Source organism: Streptomyces sp. NPDC017991 (assembly GCF_044328075.1).
In the GTDB taxonomy this organism is placed as follows: Bacteria; Actinomycetota; Actinomycetes; order Streptomycetales; family Streptomycetaceae; genus Streptomyces.
Genome location: NZ_JBIRGP010000001.1, coordinates 218,207 through 243,695, shown reverse-complemented (window position 1 = coordinate 243,695; position 25,489 = coordinate 218,207). Strand labels below are relative to the sequence as shown.

Genomic DNA, 25,489 nt, shown 5'->3' with positions numbered 1-25,489 from the left:
GGAGCGGTCTGCCAGTTCCGGCACATCGGCAGCAGCACCGGCTGGCCGAGGCGGACACCCGAAAGCGCGCACAGGGGTGTAGTGGCCTCGGCCCGGGAAGAGGACCCCTCAGGCGCCTTCGCCCGGGCGGGCGGGGACCTCGTGCAGCCGGCCGGTGGCGACGTCGAAGACGAATCCCCGCACGGCGTCGGTGTAGGGCACGAAGGGGTTCACCGTGATGCGGCGGATGGACTGCCGCACGTCGTCCTCCAGATCGGAGAAGGATTCCACCGCCCAGGCCGGTCGAATTTCTGTTTCCTTTTCGATCTGCTGCTTGAATTCATCGTCGGTGAACGTCAGCATGCCGCAGTCCGTATGGTGGATGAGGACAATTTCGCGCGTCCCCAGAAGGCGTTGGCTGATCGTCAGCGACCGGATGGCGTCGTCCGTCACGGCACCTCCGGCGTTACGGATCACATGGGCCTCGCCTTTGGTGAGCCCGAGAATCTCGTAGATGTTCAGGCGTGCGTCCATGCAGGCCACCACCGCCAGGTGACGGGACGGCAGCAGAGGGAGCGGCCCTTCGAAGGAAACCGCGTGGGCGGCGTTGTTGCTCAGGTACTCGTCCGTCACGGACATGATTCTGCTCGCTTTCCATGGAGACCGTCCCCGGAAAGATAACGGCACGGGCGCCGGGCGGGATTCTGATCCGAGATTCGGCCCCTTGGCGGTCGTACATGGGGTATGCCGAATCTGCTGCCGTTCGTGCACTGGACCTACGCCGATCTCCAGTAGCGGCCACAACCCTCGCCCCGTAATCGCTGTCCCGTAATCCCGGGCGGTGTCCCGCCAGGCGTCCCGGACAAGTCTCCGGCCGGGCCGGACACGCGACGCCTGTCCGGGACAGCTGCAGGCTGTTGCCCGGGCATAGGTATCGCGCGGACAACACCCAGCAGTGCAAGGACATGGCCGCGACGTCCGAGTTCATGCCCTGGCTGCGCAAGACCGACGCAGCGCAGGCGGAGGGCGGCACCGACTGGACGGCGATCGGATCCGAGGCGGACTTCCTGGTCCTGCCCGGCAGTTCCACTCCGAGCGGCCCTGTACGCGGAACGCGTGGCAAGATGATCAACCATCTATCCTGCTGCGGGAGTTGCAGGTGACAGGGCGAGCGGACGCAGTATCAGCCGGAGGCATCGTGGTGCGCGCACACAGGGCAGCAGTCCCGGTCCTCGTCCTGTTGCCGCTGTTGGCACTGCTGGCGGGATGTTCCTCGTCCGACGGCAGGGACGAAGAGCGGCTGACGGCCCAGCGGGAGAACTACTGCACGCAGTTGGGCGCGTGGCAGAGGGCGCGGGACACGGCGCGAACGGACACGTCGGACCAGGCAGGGGACGATGAGGCCGGAACCGTCGCCCGGGACGCCTTCCTCGCGATGCGACCCCTCCAGGACGAGACCGTCGGCCAGGGCCGCACCTTGGCGGAGGCGACCGTGGCCGCGATGAACAACAGTGACTCCGAGGCGGAACAGCGCATCGTCGAGTACTGCGCAGACATGGGCTTCGAGACGCTCACCCGTTAGTGATCTCCCCGGTTCCTGGGTGGGACGCACCCAGGATGAGCGCGGCCTGGTTGGTGTGCGCGGGGTCCAGCACCTTGGAGATGCGGGGCGGCCGGCCCGTTCCGCGGTGATCGACATGCGTGCTTTCGAAACGAGGACCTTCCATGCGTTACACACTTCTCGGCCGATCCGGCATTCGCGTCTCCGAGTTCGCGCTCGGCACCATGACCTTCGGCGAGGACTGGGGCTGGGGCGCGGCGCCGGAGACCAGTGCGCGGCTGCTGGACATCTACGCGGACGCGGGCGGGAACTTCATCGACACCGCGAACGTGTACACCGGTGGCTCCTCCGAGTCGATCGTCGGCCGTGCGCTGCGGGGGCGACGCGACCGGTTCGTGCTGAGCACCAAGTACACGGCGCAGACCGTTCCCGGCGATCTGAACACGGCGGGCAACCACCGCAAGAACCTGGTCACCTCTCTTGAGGCGAGCCTGCGGCGTCTGGACACCGACCACGTCGACGTGCTCTGGGTGCACGCCCGCGACACCCTCACTCCGCTGCCCGAGCTGATGCGCGCGCTGGACGACCAGGTCCGCGCGGGCAAGGTCCTGCACGTCGGCGTCTCGGACTGGCCGGCGTGGGAGATCGCCCAGGCGAACACTCTCGCCGAGCTGCGCGGCTGGTCGCCCTTCGTCGGCGTGCAGTTGCGCTACAACCTGCTGGCCCGTTCGGTCGAGTCCGAGCTGACGCCGATGGCCCAGGCGCACGACCTGGCGATCGTGGCCTGGGGCCCGCTGGCCGAGGGGCGCCTGACCGGCAAGTACCTGGGCGGCTCCGAAGGCCGACTCACCCGCGGGGGATGGGACTTCAGCGGTGAACGGGGCGACCACATCGTCCGCGAGGTCGTCGCCGTCGCCGACGCCGGCGGCTGGACCCCCGCGCAGGTCGCGTACGCATGGCTCCGCTCCCGGCCCGGCACCGTCGTCCCGCTGCTCGGGGCGACCGGCGAAGAGCAGCTGACGGCCAACCTCGCCGGCGTCGACGTCGTCCTCGACGACGACGCGCTGAGCCGGCTCGACGCGATCAGTGTTCCGGAACTGGGGTTCCCCCACGACGTGATGGCGGGCGAGGACATGATCGGCCTCGTCTACGGAGACCAGTGGCGGCAGGTCGTCGACCGCCGGCGCGCCTCGCGGCGCCCCGTCAACGACAACGAGCAGCTTGCGTGAGAGCGCAGTTCCGGCCGGGAAGCGTGGGGTTGCCGTACCGAACTGAGGCGGGTGGGTCTCCTGTCGCCTGCCGTTCCGCGCTGCCCGTGGCCGCTGTCCTGCGGTCGCTGTCCTGACAAGGGCCTGAAAGCGCGAGCGCGCCTACGCGCCAGGCGAGTGCGCCCCGCGTGCTCCGGGCGGGATTCGGCCGAAGTTGCTGCCGGACCGGCCGGGTGGCCGACGGTAGGGGGAGTTCGGCCACCAGGCACGGTGCCGAACGCCCCCGGGCTTCGGGCGGTCTTCGAATGAAGTGTTCCGCTTTTTTATGGCCATGCTCGCGATGCTGCCGCGAACAATCTCTGTGCAGGTGAGGCGAGTTGTGGCCTGTGGGTGCTCAAGAGGAAGTCCAGATTCTATGTAATCGGCTGTTTAGCCATCTGCTTCCGGGGCACGCGTCGAGGGCGGTGGAGCAGGCCAGGACCATCACCGACGCGTTTGGTTCGGGCTGCTCGCAGACAATGCGCAATGGCTTGCCGATATACCCTCCACCCGACTTCGGGGGGTTGCCCTCGCTTGACCCACCATGAAGACTGTCGCCGGGTTCGACGGGGTCGAGGGTATTCGCCCCGTTTATTTCCGCTCCGCCCGGCGGCTATGCACAGTCTCGCGTGTGTCGGCAGGACTCAGGCCCCACCCAAAGGCCTGGCATACGTGAGGTAAAGGCAAGGGGAAGTCGCCGCGCGAACGCTGCGCGGTACGTTCACTCACTGGAGATGTGTGATGTCAGCTACTCACGCACGACGAGTGCCACCGGTTGTCCAGCGGTGGGCGTGGAGCCGATACGGTCCGCGCCGCATATGTTGACGCGTACGACCGAAGCCGATGTTGCGAGGCACACGGCTGTACGGGTCGGCATGCCCGACGGCGGTGACCGAGTTCGGTGGTCGGGAACTTCCAGCGAGCCGCCCAGCCATCCGCTCAGGGCTGTCGCCGGTCGGGATCACACCAGGTCGCGATCCGTATCCGCCTCCGAGCCCGGGCTCGACGTCGACCATCCCGCTTGTGGTTTCGCTGTCCCCGCGTACCGCACGAAGGAGAACAGGTGACCGGCAACGCATCGCAGCAGGAGCACTTACCCTTCGACGCGCTGAGCGATCGATGGCGGTCCTTACGCGCACTGAGACCGGTGCGTTACGACGAACAGCAGAGTGCCTGGCAGGTGGTGGACCACGAGTCGGTGGCCGCGGTTCTGGCGGACCCGGCGACGTTTTCCTCCGACTTCTCGTCCATCGCGCCCACGCAGGAGGACTTCGAGGTCTTCCGGCAAGGCAATTTCGTCGGTATGGACCCGCCGGAGCACCGAAAACTGCGAACTCTCGTGAGCCAGGCATTCACCCCCCGCGTGGTGAGCGGATTGCAACCACGCATCGAGAATGTGTGCGGCCGGTTGCTCGACGACGTCGCCGACCGCGACCGGTTCGATCTGGTCGACACGCTCGCCTACCCGCTGCCCATCATCGTCATCGCCGAACTGCTCGGCATACCGGCAGCCGACCACAGGCTTTTCCAGGAATGGGCGGCCACGCTCTTCGGCGGCGACGAACTCGGCGAAGCGCCCAACATGGACGACCTGGCCCGCGCTCTCAAAGCCATCGCCCCGACCGTCCGGGAGATGAACGGCTACGTCCTGGACCATATCCGGCGCTGCCGGGCGAATCCCGGGAACGACCTCACCAGCAAACTGCTGGCCGCCGAGGTGGACGGGGTCCGGCTGGAGGACCAGGAGATCGTCGGGTTCGTCGCCCTGCTGCTCGTCGCCGGGCACGTCACCACCACGGCGCTGCTGGGCAACGCGGTCGTCACGTTCGACCGGCACCCCGGCACGCTCCCGTCGCTGCGTGCCGACCCCGGCCGGCTGCCGGACGCCGTCGAGGAGGTACTGCGCTGGCTGCCTCCCTTCGCGGAACTCGGCCGACGCGCCACACGGCCCGTGGTGATCGGCGAGCAGGAGATCCCAGCGGGCGCGATGGTGGTGGCCCATCTGGGCGCCGCCAACCGCGATCCCTCCCGCTTCGAGGCACCGGACGTCTTCGATCCGGCCCGCAGCCCGAATCCCCATCTGACCTTCGGTCACGGCATCCACTTCTGTTTCGGTGCGCCGCTGGCCCGGCTGGAGGCGCGTATCGCGCTCCGGATGCTGCTTGAACGTTTCTCCGACCTGCGTGTCCCCACCTACGGAGAAGTCACCTTCCAGAACCCGGGCGTCATCGTCGGCGTACGTCATCTGCCGGTCGAGGTCGCAAGGAGTTAGCCGACAAGAACACGTCACCCGCACCGACGCGCGGGCCGTTCCGCTCATCCCCATCGGCCCCCGACGTCACATTCACACCAAGCATCAGTGGGAGTCCCCTTCACATGCCTTTCCCCACCACCGCTCAAGTCGCCCCCCCGTCGTCCCCCTTGCGCCGAACACTGCAGGACCGTCTCGACAGCCTCGCGCGGACCCACCGTGTGCCCGGCGCCCATCTGGCCGTGGACACCGGGACGGAGATCGTCAGTGTGCACACCGGCACGGCCGACGCCGTCCGGGGTACCGCGTTCACCGCCGACACGGCCGTGCCGCTCGGCAGCGTCACCAAGACGTACACGGCCGCTACTGTCATGCTCCTGATCGATGATGAGGATCTCGATCTGGACGAGTCCGTCGCAGATGTCCTGCCGGAGTTCCAGGACTTACCCAAGGTGACCGTGCGTCACCTGCTCTCCCACACGGCCGGTCTGCCCACCGGCCCCGACTCGGACACCGCGGCGGGGATGACGGCCTCCCGCTATCTCTCGGCGGTCTGCACCGCCGAGGACGCGCTGTTCGCCCCCGGGACGGACTTCTCCTACTCCAACGCCGGTTACGTGGCGGCGGGGCGGCTGATCGAAGCCGTCACGGGCATGACCTGGCACGAAGCCGTACGCGTGCTGCTGCTGGAGCCGTTGGACATCACGCCCGCCTTCCTCGGCGACACCATCCCCGGCCGTCCCACCGCAAGCGGCCACGCCCTGAACACGGCGACGGGAGCCATGCGGCCGGCCCGGCAGAGCCTGGCGCCCGTAGAGGCCCCGGCCGGCGCCCTGCTGGCGAGCGCCCCTGATCTGCTGGCCCTGGGCAGGACCCTGATCGGCCGGTCCGCCGTCGTCCCGTCCGTCACCGCCGCGCTGATGCGGCGCCCCGAGGAGGGGACCGAAGCCGGCCCTTTGGCGGACGCCTGGGGGCTGGGTGCCGCCCTCTACCAGCAGGACGGCCGCTGGTGGTGCGGTCACGACGGCAATGCCCAGGGCACCTCCTGCCATCTGCGCGCGGAGCCGCGCAGCGGCGTCGTGGTCGCCTTCACCGGCAACGCCGGCGGCGCCACCGCACTGTGGCGCGATCTGGCCGACCAGCTCACCCGGCTCACCGGCATGCGCGTGCCGGCCACTCCCGCGTGCCCGGACCGGGACGGACCCATCGCCTTCCCCCAGTGCGCGGGGACCTATCGCAACGGGACGAGCGAGTACCGGATCAGCCTCGGCGCCGACGGCCTGCCCGCCCTGTCCATCGACGGTGACCTGTCGCTGCCCCTGGTGTGCTACCCGGATCTGAGCTGCGATCTGGTCGACCCGGCCACCGGTCTCCGGGAACCCGGCGGACGCTTCCACCGAGATCCCGTCGACGGAAGCGTCGACCGCGTACAGATCTCCGGTCGTACGGCCCGTCGCGTCGGCACCGCCTGACGCCGAGTCGTCCCGCCGTACCCCTCCCCGCGCCGAGGAGCCGCCCCCGGGCGGCCCGGCGCGCCCGGGCGCCTCCCCACGTCCGCGCGCACCCGCGTCACCACCGCTTTCGAAGGACCTCCCATGACGGACCTGCACAACGAGCCCGTGCCGATGTCCCCCTCCGCCCGGGCGGAGGGCGTCACCGCCGGAGGCGGTACCGACGGCGCGGTGGAGCCGCTGCCGCTCGGTGAACTGTTCGAGTCGTGGGTGCGCCGTACGCCGGACGCGCCGGCGGTGACCGACGGCCGGCGGACCTGGTCCTACCGGGAACTGGCGGAGCGTACCGGGCGCCTGGCCGCCGATCTCGTACGGCGCGGGGCCGGGCCGGAGCGGACGGTGGCGCTGGTCCTGCCGCGCTCACTGGAGCTGATCGCCGCCGAACTGGCCGCCGCCCGTGCGGGCGCCGCCTTCCTGCCGGTGGACCCCCAGTACCCGGGCGAGAGGCGCGCGTTGATGCTGGCGGACGCGGCGCCGGCCGTCGTCCTCGACGACCCGGCAGACCTGCGCGCCGTCATGGAGGCCGCCGGGCCGGCCCCCGACGGCCCGGGCCCCCGGGTGGACGCCGACCAGGCCGCGTACGTCATCTACACCTCGGGCTCGACAGGAACGCCCAAGGGAGTGACCGTCACCCACCGGGGCATCGCCGCTTTCACCGCGGGCGCCGCCGGACAGTACGCCGTGGGGCCGGGCGGCCGGGTCCTGCAGTTCTCCTCGCCCAGCTTCGACGCCTCCGTGCTGGAGCTGTTCATCTCCGTCCTGTCCGGCGCCACCCTCGTCGTACCGCCCGACGGCCCCTGGCTGGGCGACGAACTGGCCGCGGTGGTGAACGAGCACCGCATCACCCACGCGCTGATCCCGCCGGCCGCCCTCGCCACCGTGCCCGACCCCGCGCGGATCGGCCCGGGACGGCTGAGCACGCTGATCGTGGGAGCCGAGGCGTGCCCGGCGGCACTCGTCGACCAGTGGGCGCCCGGCCGACGGATGATCAACTCCTACGGTCCCACCGAGACGACCATCGTGGCCTCCTGGACCGGACCGCTGGCGGCGGGCGGCGGCACACCGAGCATCGGCCGGCCCCTCGCCGGTACCGGGACACACGTCCTCGACGCGGCCATGCGCCCCGTACCGCAGGGAACCGACGGGGAACTGTATGTCGGCGGCGTCGGAGTGGCCCGCGGATACCTCAACCGGCCCGGCCTCACCGCCGGCCGCTTCGTCGCCAGCCCCTTCGGCCCGCCCGGAGCCCGGCTCTACCGCACGGGCGACCGGGCACGCCGGAACGCGAACGGCGAACTGGAGTACCTGGGCCGGGTCGACCGCCAGGTCAAGGTGCGGGGCTTCCGTATCGAGCCCGGGGAGATCGAGACGGCACTGCGGCGCCACAGCGGGGTGCGCGACGCGGTGGTCGTGGTGCGCGAGGACGAGCCCGGGCGACGTCAACTCGTCGGATACGTCACGGCCGGCGACCCGGAACACGCCCTGGACGCGGCCGACTTGAGGGCGGTCGCCGCCGCCGTCCTGCCACCGCACATGGTGCCGTCCGCCGTGGTCGTCCTGGACGCCCTGCCGCTCACCCCGCAGAACAAGATCGACCGGCGTGCGCTGCCCGCCCCGGTCCGGGCGGTCGCCCCGGGTCATGTGGCGCCGCGTACCTCGCAGGAGCGGGTCCTCGCCGACATCTGGGCGGACATCCTCGGGGCCGACGCCGTCGGCGTCGAGGACGACTTCTTCGACCTGGGCGGTGACTCCATCCTCGCCGCCCGCGTCCTGGCCCGGATCCGTGAGGAACTCGGCGCCCGGCTGTCGATCCGGGACGTGTTCACCGCGCGAACCGTCGCCGCGCTGGCCCGGCTGGTGAGCCCGTCGACCCTCGTGGCACCCCCGGACCCGATCCCGGCCGTCCCCCGCGACCGGCCGCTCCCGCTCTCCAGCGCCCAGCGACGCCTGTGGTTCCTGGACGACCTCACCCCGGGCGGCACCGAGTACAACACCGGCCTGGCGCTGCGGCTGCGCGGCGAGCTGGACGCCGGGGCTCTGCGCCGGGCCCTGGACCGGCTGTCCGCCCGGCACGACTCCCTGCGCACGACCTTCGCCACGGAGGACGGCCAGGGCGTGCAGCACGTCCACGCGCACACGGAACTGCCGTTGCGCACCGCCGACGTGGCCCACCTGCCCGCCGACGGGCTCGACGAGGCCGTCGAACAGCTTCTCACCGAGGAACTCGGCCGCCCCTTCGACCTGGCCACCGGTCCACTGACCCGGGCCCTGCTCGTCCGCCGCGGCGACGAAGACCATGTGCTGCTGCTGGCCCAGCACCACATCGTCACCGACGGCTGGTCCGTGGGCATCCTGACCCGTGACCTGGCGGCGCTGTACCGGGCCGAGGCGTCCGGGCTGCCGTCCGGCCTGCCCGAACCCCGCGTGCAGTACCCGGACTTCGCCGTGTGGGAGCGGCAGCGGCGCTCCGGGGACGGCGACGCGTCGGACCTCGCGTACTGGAAGCGGCATCTCTCCGGCATGCCGCAACTGGATCTGCCGACCGACCGGCCCCGGCCGGTGGTGCGCACCACCGAGGGCGAGGCCCACCGGCAGCACCTCCCGGCCGAACTGGTCGCACGGCTGCGGCACCTGGCCGGCGGCCGCGGCACGACAATCTTCACCCTGTTCGCCGGCGCCGCCGCGGTGCTGTTCTCCCGGTACTCCGGGCAGCGGGACATCGCCTTCGGCACTGTCACCACCGGGCGGGGGCGCCGCGAACTGGAGGACGTGACCGGGTTCTTCGCCAACACCGTCGTGCTGCGCGGCGAGGTGGACGACGCCATGACCGTCGACCGGTTCGTGGAGGGCATGCGCGCGACGGTCCTGGACGCCTTCGCCCATGAAGGGGTGCCGTTCGACCGGGTGGTGGAGGAACTGGCCCCGACCCGGGACCCGAGCCGTACCCCGCTGGTGCAGGCGCTCGTGGTCCAGCAGACCGCCCTGAGCGACCTTCCGCAGGCCGGCGGGGTACGGATCGAGCAGCAGCCGCTGCCCCGCCCGGCCGCCCGGCTGGACCTGGTGCTGGAGTTCGTACCGCGTCCCGACGGCGGCTGCGAGCTGACGGTCGAGTACAACACCGGTCTGTTCGAAGCGCGGACGGTGGCGCGGATGGCCCGCCAGCTGCGCCGGCTGCTGGAGGGCATGGCCGACGGGCCGCACCGCACCGTGGGTGAACTGGCCCTCCTTTCGGAGGACGAACGGCACACGGTGCTGGAGGAATGGAACCCGCCGGCCGAGGACCCCGACCGCACACCGGCCCGTACGCTGCCCGCGCTGTTCGAGGCACAGGTGGCACGGACACCCGACCGGACCGCCGTGACGTGCGGGCCCGAACGCCTGGACTACGCCGAGGTCAACCGGCGTGCCAACCGGCTCGCCCGGCTGCTGGCCGCCCGCGGCGTCGGACCCGAGACACTGGTGGCCCTGTGCCTGCCGAGGACGGCTGACCTGCTGCCGGTCCTGTGGGCCGTGCTGAAAGCGGGCGCGGGTTACCTTCCGGTGGACCCCGGCTATCCGGTCGAGCGCATCCGCTTCATGCTCGCCGACGCGGCTCCCGCCCTGGTCCTGGCCACCCGCGAGACCGCCGCAGCGCTGCCCGAGGACTGCGTCCCGCTGCTCATGGAGGACTGCCTTCCGCGGGAGGCCACCTCCACCCCCACCGCCGACGGCGACAGCACCGACGGCGACAGCACCGGCAGCGACCTCACCGACGCCGACCGGGTGCGGCCCCTCGATCCGGAGCATCCCGCCTACGTCATCTACACCTCGGGTTCGACCGGACGTCCCAAGGGCGTCGTGATCACCCATCGCAGTGTCGCGGCGCTCGCCGCGTGGGCGGGGGATCGCTTCGGGCCGGGGCGACTGGCCCACGTGGTGGCCTCCACCTCGCTCAACTTCGACGTGTCGGTCTTCGAGATGCTCTGCCCCCTGCTCGTGGGCGGCGGCATCGAGGTGGTCCCCGACCTTCCGGCCCTCGTCGACACCGTCGACACCGCCGCTGCCGCGGAGACGCGGCGGGCCGGGCTCATCAGCGGTGTGCCGTCGGTGATCTCCCGGATGCTCGCCGAGGACGGCGCGCCCGTGACGGCGGACACCGTCGTCCTGGCCGGCGAGGCGCTTCCCGCGCAGACCGTGCAGGACCTGCGGCGGACGATGCCCGGCTGCGACATCGCCAACATCTACGGCCCGACCGAGGCCACCGTCTACGCCACCGCCTGGTTCGCCGGTGACGCGGCACCGGACCAGGCGCCGCCGATCGGCAGGCCCGTGGCCCGAACCCGGGCCTATGTCCTGGACTCCTTGCTGTGTCTCCAGCCGCCGGGTGTGACCGGCGAGCTGTATCTGGGCGGCGGGGGACTGGCCCGCGGATATCTGGGGCGCCCGGGACTGACCGCGTCCCGGTTCGTCGCCGACCCCTTCGGCGCGCCGGGGGACCGCATGTACCGCACCGGGGACCTGGTGCGGTGGAGCGCCGACGGCGAACTGGAGTACGTGGGCCGCACCGACCAGCAGGTCAAGGTACGCGGCTTCCGCATCGAACTGGGCGAGGTGGAGGAGGCGCTGCGCGGCCTCGACGGTGTGGCGGAGGCGGCGGCCACGGTGTGGGAGAGCCAGGGCCACCGTCGGCTGGTCGGCTATGTCGTCCCCGCTCCGGACGCGCGCGTCGAGCCGGAGGAGGTGCGCCGGACCCTCGGCCACACCCTGCCCGACTACATGGTGCCGACGGCCGTCATGGTCCTGACGGACCTGCCCCTCAACCCCAACGGCAAGCTGGACAGGGGGCGCCTCCCGGACCCGGGACCGGCCCGCGGCCGTTCGCACCGCGTGGCCCCGCGTACGCCCACCGAGCGCGTCCTCGCCGCCGTCTGGGCGGACATCCTGCGCGTGGACCGCATCGGGGTGGACGACAACTTCTTCATGCTGGGCGGCGACTCCATCCTCAGCATCCAGGTGGTGGCCCAGGCCCGGCAGGCGGGCCTCACCCTGACCTCCCGGGACGTCTACCGCCACCAGACGATCGCCGCCCTCGCCCGCTGTGCCGACGCGGCCGGCGGCCGTGAGCCCGCGACCCCGGCGCTCGTCGACGCCACCGGCGCCGCGCCCCTGACCCCCATCCAGCGCTGGCTGTTCGAGAGCGCCGCCCGCCACGCGGGCCGCTTCGCCCAGACCCTGTCGTTCCAGGTCCCCGACGACCTGGACCCGGCGGCGCTGGAGGAGGCCCTCAACGACCTCGTCGCCCACCACGACGCGCTGCGCTCGCGTTTCCTCACCGAGGAGACACCGGGTGCGGGGGCCGAAGATGCCGACGTCCGACCGCCCGTCGTCTGGCGCATCGAGGACAAGGCGCCCCGCGTCCCGCTGGCCCGCCACGCGGGCCCGGACACCGACTCACCGCACCACGGCGCCTTCGACCTGCGCCAAGGCCCGCTGCTGCGCGCCGTGCTGCACGACCGCGGCCCGGGCCGGTCCCGCGTGCTGCACCTGTCCGTCCATCACCTGGTCGTCGACGGCGTGTCGTGGCGCGTGCTCATGGAGGACCTGGACCGCGCCTACCGCGCCCGCCGGGAGGGCCGGGACGGACAGGCGGCGCTGCCCCCGAAGAGTTCACCGCTGCGGCACTGGGCCCGGCGGCTGTCCGCCCACGCGGCCGGCGGCGGCTTCGACGACGAGGCCGCGTACTGGACCGATGCCGTCACCGGCGCCGGTGCGGCCCTGCCCACCGACGGAGACGGCGCCAACACCTACGCCTCCGCCCGCTCGGTGACCGTACGCCTCACGCCGGAGGACACCTCCGCCCTGCTGCGCACCCTGCCGGACACCTACCGCACCAGGGTCAACGACGTGCTGCTGAGCGCGCTCGGCCGGGTCCTGTGCTCGTGGACCGGGCACGAGCGGGTGCTGGTGGACGTCGAGGGGCACGGCCGCGAGGAGCTGTTCGCCGACGTGGACACCAGCCGTACCCTCGGCTGGTTCACCACACGCCACCCCGTCGCCCTCGCCGTGCCGCCCGACGCCGACTGGGACGTCGTACTCAAGCAGGTCAAGGAGCAGTTGCGGGCGGTGCCCCGGCACGGCGTCGGGCACGACGCGCTGCGACACCTCGCCCGCCCGGGGGCACTGCCCGAGGCGGTGGAAGCACAGGTCAGCTTCAACTACCTGGGCAGGTTCGGCCTCCCGGACGCCACCGGAGGCCTGTACGAGGGCCCGTTCCGCACGCTGGAACTGGACGCCGACCCCGCCGCCCTGCGCCCGCACCCGCTGGAGGTCGTGGGCCGACTGGACGGCGACGCACTGGAGTTCAGCTGGTTCTACTCCGACGCACTGCACACGCGGACGGCCGTCGCCGAGCTGGCCGCACACTTCGCCGACGCGCTGGCCGGCATCGCACGGCACGCCGGCCTGCCCGGCAGCGGCGGACGCACCCCTTCGGACTTCCCCCTGGCCCGCCTCGACCAGGCGGCCGTTGACCGGATCGTCGGCGACGACCCGGACGCGGTGGAGGACGTCCACCCGCTCACCCCCACCCAGACCGGCATGCTCTTCCACCGGCTCTCCCAGGACGACCTGGGTGTCTACTTCCAGCAGCTGACCTTCGACCTGGACGGCGTGCCCGACCCGGCCGCGCTCGCGGCGGCCTGGCAGCGCGTCACCGACCACACACCCGTGCTGCGCGGCCGTGTCGTCTGGCAGGACGTACCCGAGCCGCTCCTCGTGGTGCAGCGGCACGCGAGCCTGCCCGTGACCCACCTGGACTGGCGCGACCTGGGCGAGGAGGAGCACGGGCACCGGCTGCGGGACCTTCTCGACCGGGACCGCCGACAGGGCATCGACCTCGACCGGGCCCCGCTCCAGCGGCTGGTGCTCGCCCGGATCTCCGACGGCGGTGTACGGGTGGTGTGGTCGTTCCACCACCTGATCCTGGACGGCTGGAGCCTGTTCCAGGTGCTGTCCGACGTGTTCACCGGACACGCCACGGGCGGGCGGGAGCCGCTGCCCGACCGGCGCCCCTTCCGGGACTACATCGCCTGGCTGCGCGAGCGCGACGGGGCGGAGGCCGACGGACACTGGCGCCGCCGCCTGGCCGACCTGGCCGAGGCGACCGTGCTGCCGTACGACCGCGAGCCGCGGGAGAGCCACCGGGCCGAGTCCACCGCGGCCGTCCGCACCACCGTGGACACGGCCACCAGCCGGGCACTGGAGGAGCTGGCCAGGACGGCCGGGCTGACCGTCAACACCCTCGTGCAGGGCGCCTGGGCGCTGCTGCTGCGCCGTCAGGCCCGCAGGGACGACGTCGTCTTCGGCACGACCGTGTCCGGGCGGCCCCCCGAGCTGCCGGGCGCGGACACCATGACCGGCCTCTTCATCACGACCCTGCCCACGCGGGTGACGGTGCCGCACGACAGGTCCCTGCTCGACTGGCTGCGCGACCTCCAGCAGGAGCAGAGCGAGGACCGCCGCCACGACCACGTGCCGCTCACCCGGATGAAGGGCTTCACCGAACTCCCCGAACGCGTCGCCCTGTTCGACAGCATCGTCGTCTTCGAGAACTACCCGGTCGACGACGAGCTGGCCGCCGCGCACGGACTGCGGCTGAGCGCCCTGGACGGCATCGAGACCACCAACTACCCGCTGAGCCTGGTGGCCTACCCGGGCGCCGAACTCGGTCTGCGGCTCGGCTACGACCCGCGGTTGTTCGACGCGGACACCGTCGGGCGCATGGTCGAATACCTCACCGTCCTGCTGACGAACATGGCGGCCACGCCCCAACTGCCGCCCGCCCGGCTGCCGTTGCTCTCGGCCACCCGCCGCGCCCAGGTGGTCGGGCAGTGGAACGACACGGCCACCGGGACACCCGGGGCCACCGTGGCGGAGCTGTTCGCCGCGCAGGTCCGGCGCACCCCGGACGCCGTGGCCCTGGAGACGGACGCGGCGCGGTTCACCTACCGGGAACTCGACGCCCGGGCCGCCCTGCTGGCCGGCCGGCTCGCCGCGCTCGGCGTGGCCGCCGAGGTCTCGGTCGGCGTGCTGATGGACCGCTCGGCCGACCTCGTGGTCGTCCAGCTCGCCCTGGTCCGCACCGGCGGTGTGTTCGTGCCGCTGGACAGCCGGGCACCGCACGAGCGGCTGCGCCGGATGCTCACCGAGGCGGGGGCGCGGCTGCTGCTCACCGATGCCGACGCCGACCGGCGGGCGTCGGCGGGAGAGGTGCTGCCCGACGGGACCGTACTGCGCGTGGCCGACCTTCTAGCCGCAGACGTACAGGACGCGGACGTACAGGACGCGGACGTACAGGGCGCAGACGTACAGGGCGCGGAAGGAGAGGTCGCGCAAGGCGAGGTCGCGCGCTTCGGGGAGATCCACCCGGACAACGTCCAATACCTGATGTTCACTTCCGGCTCCACCGGCATCCCCAAGGGCGTCGCGGTACGCCAGCGGGACGTCGCCGCCCTCGCCCTCGACAGCGCCTTCGCCGGACACGACCGGATCCTCGTGCACTCCCCGCACGCCTTCGACGCCGCCACCTACGAACTGTGGGTGCCGCTGCTGCGCGGCGGAACGGCCGTGCTGGCTCCGCCGGCCGACGTGGACGCCGCCGTCGTCCGCCGTGCGATCACCGAGCAGGGAGTGCGCTGCCTGTGGCTCACCGCGGGCCTTTTCCGGCTGCTCGCCCAGGAGGACCCCACCTGCCTGCGCGGCGCCCATGAGGTGTGGACCGGCGGCGAGGCCGTACCCGGAGCGGTGGTGGGCCGCGTGCTCGACGCCTGCCCCGGCCTCACCGTCGTCGACGGCTACGGACCGACCGAGACCACCACCTTCGCGACCCGGCGGGTCTTCCGTGCCGGTGACCCGCTGCCGCCCGTGCTGCCCATCGGACGGCCGCTCGACAACACACGCGTGTACGTGCTGGACGGCACCCTCCAGCCGCAACCGCCCGGCATACCGGGGGAGTTGTACATCGCGGGTGCCGGACTGGCCCGTGGCTACGCCGGACGGCCCGGTGCGACCGCCGCACGCTACCTGGCGGATCCGTTCGGTCCGTCCGGCGGGCTGATGTACCGCACCGGAGACATCGTGCGGTGGAGCGCCGACGGCGAACTGCACTTCGTGGGACGCGCGGACGACCAGGTCAAGATCCGCGGATTCCGCGTCGAACCCACCGAGATCGAGGCCCGGCTCACCGCACATCCGTCCGTCGCCGAGGCGGTCGTCTCGGTGTACGAGCACGCCGGACGCAAGCGGCTGGCCGCGCACCTCGTGCCCGCGCCCTCGGCCGCCGTGCCGTCCGCGGACGAGCTGCGCGCGCACGTCGTCGCCGAACTACCCGACTACATGGTGCCCGCCGCCTTCGTCACGCTGGCCGAACTGCCCCTGACGGCCAACGGCAAGGTGGACCGGCGCCGGCTGCCCGCACCCGAATGGACGGCGGCCGGTGACGCCGGGTACCGCGCGCCGCGCACCGAGGCCGAGCGGACCCTCGCCGGGATCTGGGCGGAACTGCTCGGAGTGGAACGGGTCGGCGCCGACACCAACTTCTTCACGCTCGGCGGCGACTCGATCCTCAGCATCCAGGTCGTCTCCCGCGCCCGCGCCGCCGGACTCGCGCTCACACCGAGGGACCTGTTCCGGCATCCGACGGTCGCCGCTCTGGCCGCCGCGGCGACCACCGGCACGGCCGTACCGGTCGCGGGGACCGGTCCCGTGAGCGGCGAGGTCCCGCTCACCCCGATCCAGCACTGGTTCCTCGAACCCGGGCCGCGGCGACCGGAGTTCTTCAACCAGTCCGTCGTCGTGGAGACGCCCGACGACGTCGACCCGGCGGCCCTGCGCCGCGCCCTGGCCGCCGTGTACGCGCACCACGACGCCCTGCGCTGCCGTTTCGTCCGGTCCGCCGACGGCTCCTGGCGCCAGGAGTGCCCGGGAGCCGACGAGGAGGCCCCCGAACTGCTGGCGGTCCACGACCTGCGCGGGCTCGGGGAGACGGCGACGGCGGAGACCGAAGCCCGGGTGACGGCCGAGGCGCACGCCTCCTTCCGGCTCGCGGGCGGACCGCCGCTGACGGCCCGTCTGTTCACCGGTACCTCCGGTGCTACGGGCGGAACGGGCACCACCGGCGCCCGCCTGCTCCTGGTCGTGCACCACCTGGTCGTCGACGGCGTCTCCTGGCGTGTCCTGCTGGAGGACCTGGAGACCGCCTACGGGCAGGCCCGTACCGGCGAGTCCGTACGGCTGCCGGCGCGGACGACCTCCGTCCAGGAGTGGACGCGGCGGCTGCACGCGCACACCGCCTCGGGCGGTTTCGCCGCGCAGCGCGAGCACTGGGAGACGGTGGCCCGGCACTGCGCCGCACCCCTGCCGGTGGACGGCGACGGCGGCAACACCATGGCCGACGCGGACGCCGTGACCGTACGCCTCGACCGGCGGCGCACGGATGCCCTGTTGCGGGCGGTGCCGGGTGTCTACCGCACCCGCGTCGACGACGTCCTGCTGACCGCCCTCGGCCGGGTGCTCGCCGACTGGACCGGACGGCGGACCGTCGCCGTCGGCCTGGAGGGACACGGCCGCGAGGACCAGCTCTTCGACGACATCGACCTGTCCCGCACGGTGGGCTGGTTCACCAGCCTCTTCCCCGTCGCCCTCGACCTCCCGGACGGGGACGGGGACTGGGGTACCGCCCTGAAGTCCGTCAAGGAGCAGTTGCGGGCGGTGCCCGCGCGGGGTCTGGGCCACGGCGCCCTGCGCCATCTGGCACGCGACGAGCGGCCGGCCGACGCGCCGATGCCCGGCGTCAGCTTCAACTACCTGGGCCGCTTCGACTGGTCGGCGCGGGGCGGTGCGCTGGTGCGTTCCGTGCCGGGCGGCCTGGACGGCGCCGAGGCACCGGAGTCCGTACGCCCGCATCTGCTCGACGTGGTCGCCCGCGTCGAGGACGGCGAACTGGAGATCACCTGGCACTACAGCCGGCACCTGCACCGCGAGGAGACCGTCGACGGCCTCGCGTCGGGCATGCTGCGGGCACTGGAGGACGTCGTCGCCCACTGCGCCGGGCCGGACGCGGGAGGCCGTACGCCGTCGGACTTCCCGCTGGTGCGGATCGACCAGGCCGCCGTGGACCGGGTCGTGGGCGACGGCCGTACGGTCGACGACCTGTACCCGCTGACGCCGATGCAGGCCGGCATGCTGTTCCACAGCCTGCTGGACCCCGACAGCCGCACCTACGTCAACCAGGTGCAACTGGTGCTGTCGGGCGTCGCCGATCCGCACGCCCTGGCCGAGGCGTGGCAGCGGACGGTGGACGCCAACGCGATGCTGCGCACCCACCCGGTGTGGCAGGAGACCGCCGAGCCCATGCAGGCCGTACGGCGGCGGGCTGCCGTCCCCGTCACGCACCACGACTGGTCCGGATGGTCGGACGAGCGCCGGGCGACGGAACTCGCGCGGCTGGTCGACGAGGACCGGCAGGCGGGCCTCGACCTGGAGACGGCCCCGCTGATGCGCCTGGCCCTGATCCGGCTGTCGCCCGAACGGGTGCGGATGCTGTGGACCTTCCACCACCTGCTGCTCGACGGCTGGAGCGCGGCCCAGGTCTTCGACGAGGTGTGCGAGCGGTACGCGGCGATCACCTCGGGGCGCCGCCCGGACGTGCCCGACCGCGCCCCCTTCGGCGACTACCTGGGCTGGCTGGCCCGGCAGGACACCGAGCGGGCCGAAACGTACTGGCGCGAGGCCCTGGCCGGTTTCCCCGTCGCCACCGCACTGCCGCGCGACCGGCGGCCCGCCGAGGCGCACCGCACCTCCTCCTCCGGGTCGGTGCGGGTGACGCTCGACGCCGACGTGTCGGCGCGGCTGCGGGAGACGGCACAGACGGCGGGTCTGACCGTCAACACCGTCCTCCAGGGCGCCTGGGCGCTGCTGCTGTCCCGCTACGGCGGCGGGGACGACGTGGTGTTCGGCACCACCGTCTCCGGCCGTCCGGCCGATCTGCCGGGTGTGACCTCCATGGTCGGCCTGTTCATCAACACCCTGCCCACCCGGGCGCGGATCGACGGCGGGCGCCGCCTGCTGGACTGGCTGGGTGAACTGCAGGCCGCCCAGTCGGAGTCACGGCGCCACGACTTCGTCTCCCTCGCCCAGCTCCAGACGTGGAGCGAGGTACCGGGCGGCACGTCCCTGTTCGACAGCATCGTGGTCTTCGAGAACTATCCGTTCGACGCGGACGCCCTGGCCCGGCACGGCCTCGCCATGGAGCAGGAACGCGATGTGGAGCCGACCAACTACCCGCTCAGCGTGGTGGTCGCGCCCGGCGACTCCCTCACCGTCACCCTGGACTACGACCCCGCCGCCTTCGACGCGGCCACCGTCGACGGCATCGGCGCGAGCCTGCGCACGCTGCTGACCGAGATGGCCACAGGACCGGAACGCGCCCTGGCCGACCTGCCCCTGGTGTCCGCCCAGGAGGGCCGCCGACTGCTGGACCGCTTCGGCGGCCCGGTGGCCGAGGCCCCGTACCGCACCCTGCCCGAGGCCTTCCGCGCCCAGGTGGCGCGTACCCCCGACGCCCCGGCCGTGCTCGGCGGTGGCCGGGAACAGCTCACCTACCGGCAGCTCGACGAGCGTGCCAACCGGCTGGCCCGGCTGCTCGTCGAGGCGGGGGCCGGGCCCGAGCGGTTCGTGGCGCTCGCCCTGCCGCGCACCCCTGACCTGATCGTGGCGCTGCTGGCCGTCCTCAAGAGCGGCGCCGCCTATCTGCCCGTCGACCCGGGCTATCCGGCCGAGCGCATCGCCTTCCTCTTCGACGACGTGCGGCCCGAGGCGGTCGTCACCTGCGCGGAGACGGGCGGGCGGCTGCCGGACGGGCCGTTCACCCGGATCGCCCTCGACGACCCGGACTGCGCCGCACGTCTGGCCGCCCTGTCCGGCGACGACCTCACCGACGACGAACGGCACGGACGGCTGCTGCCGGACCATCCCGCCTACGTCATCCACACCTCCGGCTCGACCGGCCGGCCCAAGGGCGTCGTCGTCGCCCAGGCGTCGGTGCTGGCCCTGACCGACTGGGCCGCCGCCGAGTTCGGCGGACGCGGCCTGGAGCATGTGGTGGCCTCCACCTCGCTCAACTTCGACGTGTCCGTGTTCGAGATCTTCTCGCCCCTGCTGGCGGGTGGCCGCGTCGAGATCGTCCACGACCTCCTCGCCCTCGCCGAACGCGAGGAACCCTGGCAGGCGGGACTGCTCAGCGCGGTGCCCTCCGCGCTCGGGCGGCTGCTGGCGGAGGACACCGTCCACGTCAGCGCCGACACCGTCGTCCTCGCCGGCGAGGCGCTGCCCGTGCAGACCGTGCGCCAGGTCCGCTCGGCGGTCCCCGGCTGCCGGGTGATGAACATCTACGGCCCCACCGAGGCCACCGTCTACGCCACCGCCTTCACCTGCGACCCGGCGGAACCCGACCGCGTACCGCCGATCGGCAGGCCCGTCGGCGGAGCCCGCGCCTACGCCCTGGACGCCCGGCTGCGCCCGGTGCCCGCCGGAGTGCCGGGTGAGCTGTACCTGGCCGGGACCGGGGTGGCCCGCGGTTACCTCAACCGTCCGGGCCTGACCGCGTCCCGCTTCCCGGCCGACCCGTTCGGCCCACCCGGCGGCCGGATGTACCGCACCGGAGACCTCGTGCGGTGGACGGCCGACGGCGAGCTGGTGTACCTCGGCCGCTCGGACGACCAGGTGAAGGTCCGCGGCTTCCGCATCGAACTCGGCGAGGTCGAGGCCGCGTTGACCCGGCACCCCGAGGTGTCCGCGGCGGCCGCCCGCGTGGTCGAGCACGACGGTCACAAGCGTCTGGTGGCGTACGTGGTCCCCGAGGGCCCCGGGCTTCCCGGCTCCGCCGAACTGCGGGCCTTCCTAGCGCGTACGCTCCCCGACCACCTGGTCCCCGCGCTCGTCGTGCCGCTGGAGCGGCTGCCCCTGGGGGCCACCGGCAAGCTGGACCGGCGCGCGCTGCCCGACCCCGTGTGGTCGGCGCCGGGCGGGAGCGGCGACCGCCCGCCGCGCACCGAGGCCGAGCGGGTGCTCGCCGCGATCTGGTCCGAGGTGCTGGGCGTGCCCGACGTGGGCGCGCAGGACAACTACTTCGCGCTCGGCGGCGACTCCGTCCTCGGGATCCAGATCGTCTCCGCCGCCCGCAGGGCCGGTCTCGCACTGACACCCCGGCACCTGTTCCGCCACCAGACCGTGGCCGAACTGGCCGCCGCGGCCGAGAACCCGGCGGTCCCACGGACCGCGGCGGAACAGGGCCCGGTCGTCGGGGACGTACCGCTGACTCCGGTCCAGCACTGGCTGTTCGACGAGCTCACCGGCGACCCCGCCCAGTTGACCCAGGCCGTCTCCTTCCACCTCGCCGCCGACACCGACGAGACGCTGCTGCGGGCCGCCCTGGCCGTCGTCCTGGAACACCACGACGCCCTGCGTCTGCGCTTCGAGCCGTCCGGCGACGGACGGTGGCGGCAGTACGGGACCGCGCCGGGGGAGGCGCCGCGACTGGAGACGCATGACGTTTCCGGCGGCCCCGACGCGTCGACCCCGGGTGAGGCGTCCGACGCCTCCGACGCGGCGATACGCGACCTCGCCGACCGCCTGTGCGCCGGGTTCGACCTCGCCGAAGGGCCCCTGCTCCGGGCCGCCCTGTGCCGGCGCGGCGACGACCGGCGCCCCGTCCTGCTGCTGGCCGCCCACCACCTGGTCGTCGACGCGGTCTCCTGGCGCCTGGTCCTGGAGGACCTGGAGACCGCCTACCGGGCACTGCGCGCGGGCGAGCGGGCCGATCTCGGTCCGAAGAGCACGTCCTTCCGTACGTGGGCCCGGCGTCTGGCCGCCCACACCGCCTCCGGCGGCTTCGACGACGAACTCACCCACTGGCAGGCCCTGTCCGCCGATGCCACCCCGCTGCCGACCGACCTCACCGGCGCCAACACGGCCGCCTGCGAGGAGACCGTGACGGTGAGCCTGGACGCCGACGACACCCGGCGGCTGCTCCAGGACGTACCGGACGTCTACCGCACCCGCGTCAACGACGTCCTGCTGTGCGCCCTGGGACGGGTCCTCGGCCGCTGGACCGGCCGGGAGCGGGTCATGGTGGCGCTGGAGGGCCACGGCCGTGAGGAACTGTTCGACGACGTCGACCTGGCCCGTACCGTCGGCTGGTTCACCACCATGTTCCCCGTCGCGCTGGACGTGCCCGGGGACGCGGGCACCGGGGCGGCGCTGAAGTCCGTCAAGGAGAGCCTGCGGGCCGTGCCGAGGAGCGGGCTCGGCTACGGCGCCCTGCGCCACCTGCACCCCGACCGCGACCGACTCGGCCTGCCGGGACTCCCGCAGGTCGGCTTCAACTACCTGGGCCGGCAGGACCGCAGCCCCACCACGGACGGCTTGCTGCACACCCCGTACGCCGGACTCGCCGGCGGCCTCGACCGCGCGGCGGACCGGCCGCACCTGCTCGACCTGCTCGGGCAAGTCACCGATGAGCGACTGGAGTTCACCTGGTCGTACTCGCGCGAGGTGCACCGGCGGGACACGGTCGCCCGGCTGGCGACCGAACTGGCCGACGAACTGCGGCACATCGTGCGGCACTGCGCCGAAGCCGGCGCCGGAGGCCGTAGCCCGTCCGACTTCCCGCTGGTGGCGCTGGACCAGAAGGAGGTGGACCGGCTGGTGGGCACCGGCCGCGACATCGTGGACCTCTATCCGCTCACCCCCACCCAGACCGGCATGGTCGTGCACGGCCTGGACGAGCCCGGCCGGGGCATGTACGTCGAGCAGATCACGTTCGTCGCGGACGGGGTGCGCGACCCGCGCCTGCTCGCCGCCGCCTGGCAGCACGTGGTAGACCGCACACCCGTCCTGCGCACCACCGTGGTGCTGAACGGTGTCCCCGCCCCGCTCCAGGCCGTGCACCGCACCGCCGTGCTGCCGGTCACCGAACTCGACTGGAGCGCGCTGACCCCGGACGCGCGCGACACCGCACTGGAACGGCTGCTCGCCGAGGACAAGACCCGCGGCCTGGCCCTGGACCGCGCCCCGCTGCTGCGCCTGGCCCTGATCCGGCTCGGCCCGGACCAGGTACGGGTCGTGTGGACCTTCCACCACGTCCTGCTGGACGGCTGGAGCGTCTTCCACGTCCTGGCCGACGTCATGGCCGCCCACGCGGCGCTCGTCCGGGGCGAGGAACCCCGGCTGCCGGACCGCCGCCCGTTCGGCGACTACGCGGCCTGGCTCGCAGCCCGGGAGACCGCACCCGCCGAGGAGCACTGGAGGAGCGCCCTCACGGAGCTCACCGCTCCCACGCCGCTGCCCTACGACCGCAGGCCCGCCCAGAGCTCCGCGGCCCGCTCCGACACCTGGCTGTCCCAGTGGCTGGACACGGAGGAGACCAAGCGGCTGGAGGACTTCGCCCGCCGCAACCGCCTGACCCTCAACACCGTCGCGCAGGGCGCCTGGGCGCTGCTGCTGTCGCGGTGGAGCGGCGAACGGGAGGTGTGCTTCGGCACCACCGTCTCCGGGCGGCCCGCCGACCTGCCCGGCGCCGACACCATCACCGGCCTGTTCATCACCACCCTGCCCGCCCGGGTCACCGTGGACGGGAGCGCGGCCTGCGACACCTGGCTGCGGGACACCCAGGCCGTACGGGCCGAGGACCGGCGCTTCGATCACGTACCCCTGACCGACCTGCAGGCGTGGAGCGGGCTGCCCGCCGGGACGCCGATGTTCGACAGCCTCCTGGTCTTCGAGAACTACCCGGTCGGCGACGCCACGGCCGGCGCCCACGGCGTCCACGTACACGACCTCGACGCCCGCGAGGCGACCAACTACCCGCTCACCGTGGTGATCTCGCCCGGCGAGCGGCTCGGCATCGAACTCGGCTACGACCCGCGCCACTTCGACGCCGCCACCGCCACCTCCCTCGCCGCCCAACTCCTGCGCACACTGGGTGAACTGGCCGCCGCCCAGGACACCGACCGCCTGGACACGATCGACATCCTGCCGCCCGGGGAACGGGCCCGGCTGCTGCGCGGCCCCGCCCGCCCACAACTCGCACCGGTGGAGCCGGCGACCCTGCCCGCCCTGATCGAGGCGGCGGTGGACCGCCGTCCCACGGCCACGGCGCTGAGCGCGCCCGGCCTGTCCCTGACCTTCGCCGAGACCGAGGAGCGGGCCAACCGCCTGGCGCACCGGCTCATCGCGCGTGGCGCGGGCCCCGGCAGCCTCGTCGCCCTGGTCCTGCCGCGCTCGGCGGACATGGTCCTCGCCCAGCTCGCGGTCACCAAGGCAGGCGCCGCCTTCCTGCCGGTGGACCCCGACTACCCGCCGGAGCGGGTGGCGTTCATGCTGCGGGACGCGGCGCCCGCCGTCACCCTCGACGCCGCCGAGGTGTCCGCGCTGCTCGCGGACGAGCACGGTGGGTCCGAAGCCCAGGAGGGGCGTGACACGCCGGACGGTACGCCCGGCCACCGGCCCACCGACGCCGACCGCGGCCGTCCGCTGGACCTGGACGATCCCGCCTACGTCATCTACACCTCCGGCTCCACCGGCACCCCCAAGGGCGTCGTGGTCACCCACCGGGGTCTGGCCGCCTTCGCCGCCGCCGAGGCCGCGCACTACCAGGTGGCACCGGACGACCGGGTGCTGGCGTTCGCCACACCCAGCTTCGACGCCTCGGTGCTGGAGCTGTGCATGTCCCTGCCGCAGGGCGCCCGCCTGGTCGTCCCACGACCCGGTCCGCTGCTCGGCGCCGAACTGGCCGACACGCTGCGTACCGAGCGCATCACCCACACCCTGCTGCCCCCGGCCGCGCTCGGTACCCTGCCGCCGGACACCCCCGGCACCCTGCCCGACCTCAAGACCCTGACCGTGGGCGCCGACGCGTGCGGCGCCGACCTGGTCGCCCGCTGGGCCCCGCACCACCGCCTGGTCAACTCCTACGGACCGACCGAGGCCACCGTCGTCGCCACCTGGTCGGACCCCCTGGAGGCGAACGGCAGCGCCCCGCCCATCGGCCGCCCGCTGCCCGCCACCGGAGCGTACGTCCTGGACGCCCGGCGGCGGCCGGTCCCGGACGGTGTGGCGGGCGAACTGTGGCTGAGCGGACCGGCGCTGGCCCGCGGCTATCTGGGGCGTCCCGGTCTGACCGCGACCCGCTTCACCGCCGACCCGTTCGGGCCGCCCGGCACCCGTATGTACCGCACCGGCGACCTCGTACGACGCGACGCCCGCGGCGAACTGCACTACCTGGGCCGCACCGACCACCAGCTCAAGCTGCGCGGTCACCGCATCGAGGCGGGCGAGGTCGAGGCCACGCTCGTACGCCATCCGGCCGTGCTGGACGCCGTGGTGAGCGTACGGGAGGACGAACCGGGCCTGCCGCGTCTGGTCGCCCACCTGCTGGGCGTGCCCGACGCCGAGACCCCCACCGCCGCCGAACTGCGGGCGCTGGCCGCCGCGAGCCTGCCGGGCCCGATGGTGCCTTCCGCGTACGTCGTCCTTGAGCGCTTCCCGCTCACCGAGAACGGCAAGACCGACCGGGCCGCCCTGCCCGCGCCCGCACCGGACGCGCCGCGGACCGCGGAGCACGTCGCTCCCCGCACCCCCACCGAGGAGATCCTCGCCGGTTTGTGGGAGGAGGCGCTGGACACGCGCGTCGGCGCCGAGGACGACTACTTCGACCTGGGCGGCGACTCCCTGCGCGCCCTGCACATCTCCTCACGGGCCAACGACGCCTTCGGCGTGCACCTCACACCCCGTGACGTCCTGGTCCACCGCACGGTCGCCGCCCTGGCCGACCTGGTGGAGGAACAGGTGCTCAGCGAACTCGAAGACGCCGCACGCGGCGACAGCGACCACGACGAACGGTGAG

The 25,489-nt window shown here is 72.9% G+C and carries 7 protein-coding genes; 6 read left to right on the top strand and 1 reads right to left on the bottom strand.

What is annotated here, in order from left to right; genetic code table 11:
- Positions 1-108: 108 nt before the first annotated feature.
- A complete protein-coding gene (locus ACH4DZ_RS00975; RefSeq protein WP_398284746.1) occupies positions 109-618 on the bottom strand; it encodes a beta-class carbonic anhydrase in 510 nt (169 codons plus the stop codon).
- A 326-nt stretch (positions 619-944) separates the two neighbouring features.
- On the opposite strand from ACH4DZ_RS00975, the gene ACH4DZ_RS00970 reads away from it, so the two are divergent.
- From ACH4DZ_RS00970 to ACH4DZ_RS00945, 6 genes are all read left to right on the top strand, one after another.
- The gene (locus ACH4DZ_RS00970; RefSeq protein ID WP_398284745.1) at positions 945-1,142 is read left to right on the top strand and encodes a hypothetical protein; all 198 of its coding nucleotides are present in this window, start codon (positions 945-947) and stop codon (positions 1,140-1,142) included.
- 35 nt (positions 1,143-1,177) lie between these two features.
- On the top strand, positions 1,178-1,561 hold the full coding sequence (locus ACH4DZ_RS00965) for a hypothetical protein (RefSeq protein WP_398284744.1): 384 nt from the start codon (positions 1,178-1,180) through the stop codon (positions 1,559-1,561).
- A 143-nt stretch (positions 1,562-1,704) separates the two neighbouring features.
- Complete coding sequence (locus ACH4DZ_RS00960) at positions 1,705-2,769, top strand: aldo/keto reductase (protein WP_398284743.1); 1,065 nt, start codon at positions 1,705-1,707, stop codon at positions 2,767-2,769.
- 1,081 nt (positions 2,770-3,850) lie between these two features.
- A complete protein-coding gene (locus ACH4DZ_RS00955; RefSeq protein WP_398284742.1) occupies positions 3,851-5,059 on the top strand; it encodes a cytochrome P450 in 1,209 nt (402 codons plus the stop codon).
- A 149-nt stretch (positions 5,060-5,208) separates the two neighbouring features.
- Positions 5,209-6,510 (top strand): serine hydrolase domain-containing protein, encoded by a 1,302-nt coding sequence (locus tag ACH4DZ_RS00950; protein ID WP_398284741.1) that lies wholly within the window; start codon positions 5,209-5,211, stop codon positions 6,508-6,510.
- 123 nt (positions 6,511-6,633) lie between these two features.
- Entirely contained in the window at positions 6,634-25,488 is an 18,855-nt protein-coding gene (locus tag ACH4DZ_RS00945; RefSeq protein ID WP_398284740.1) for a non-ribosomal peptide synthase/polyketide synthase, read from the top strand.
- Position 25,489 lies beyond the last annotated feature (1 nt).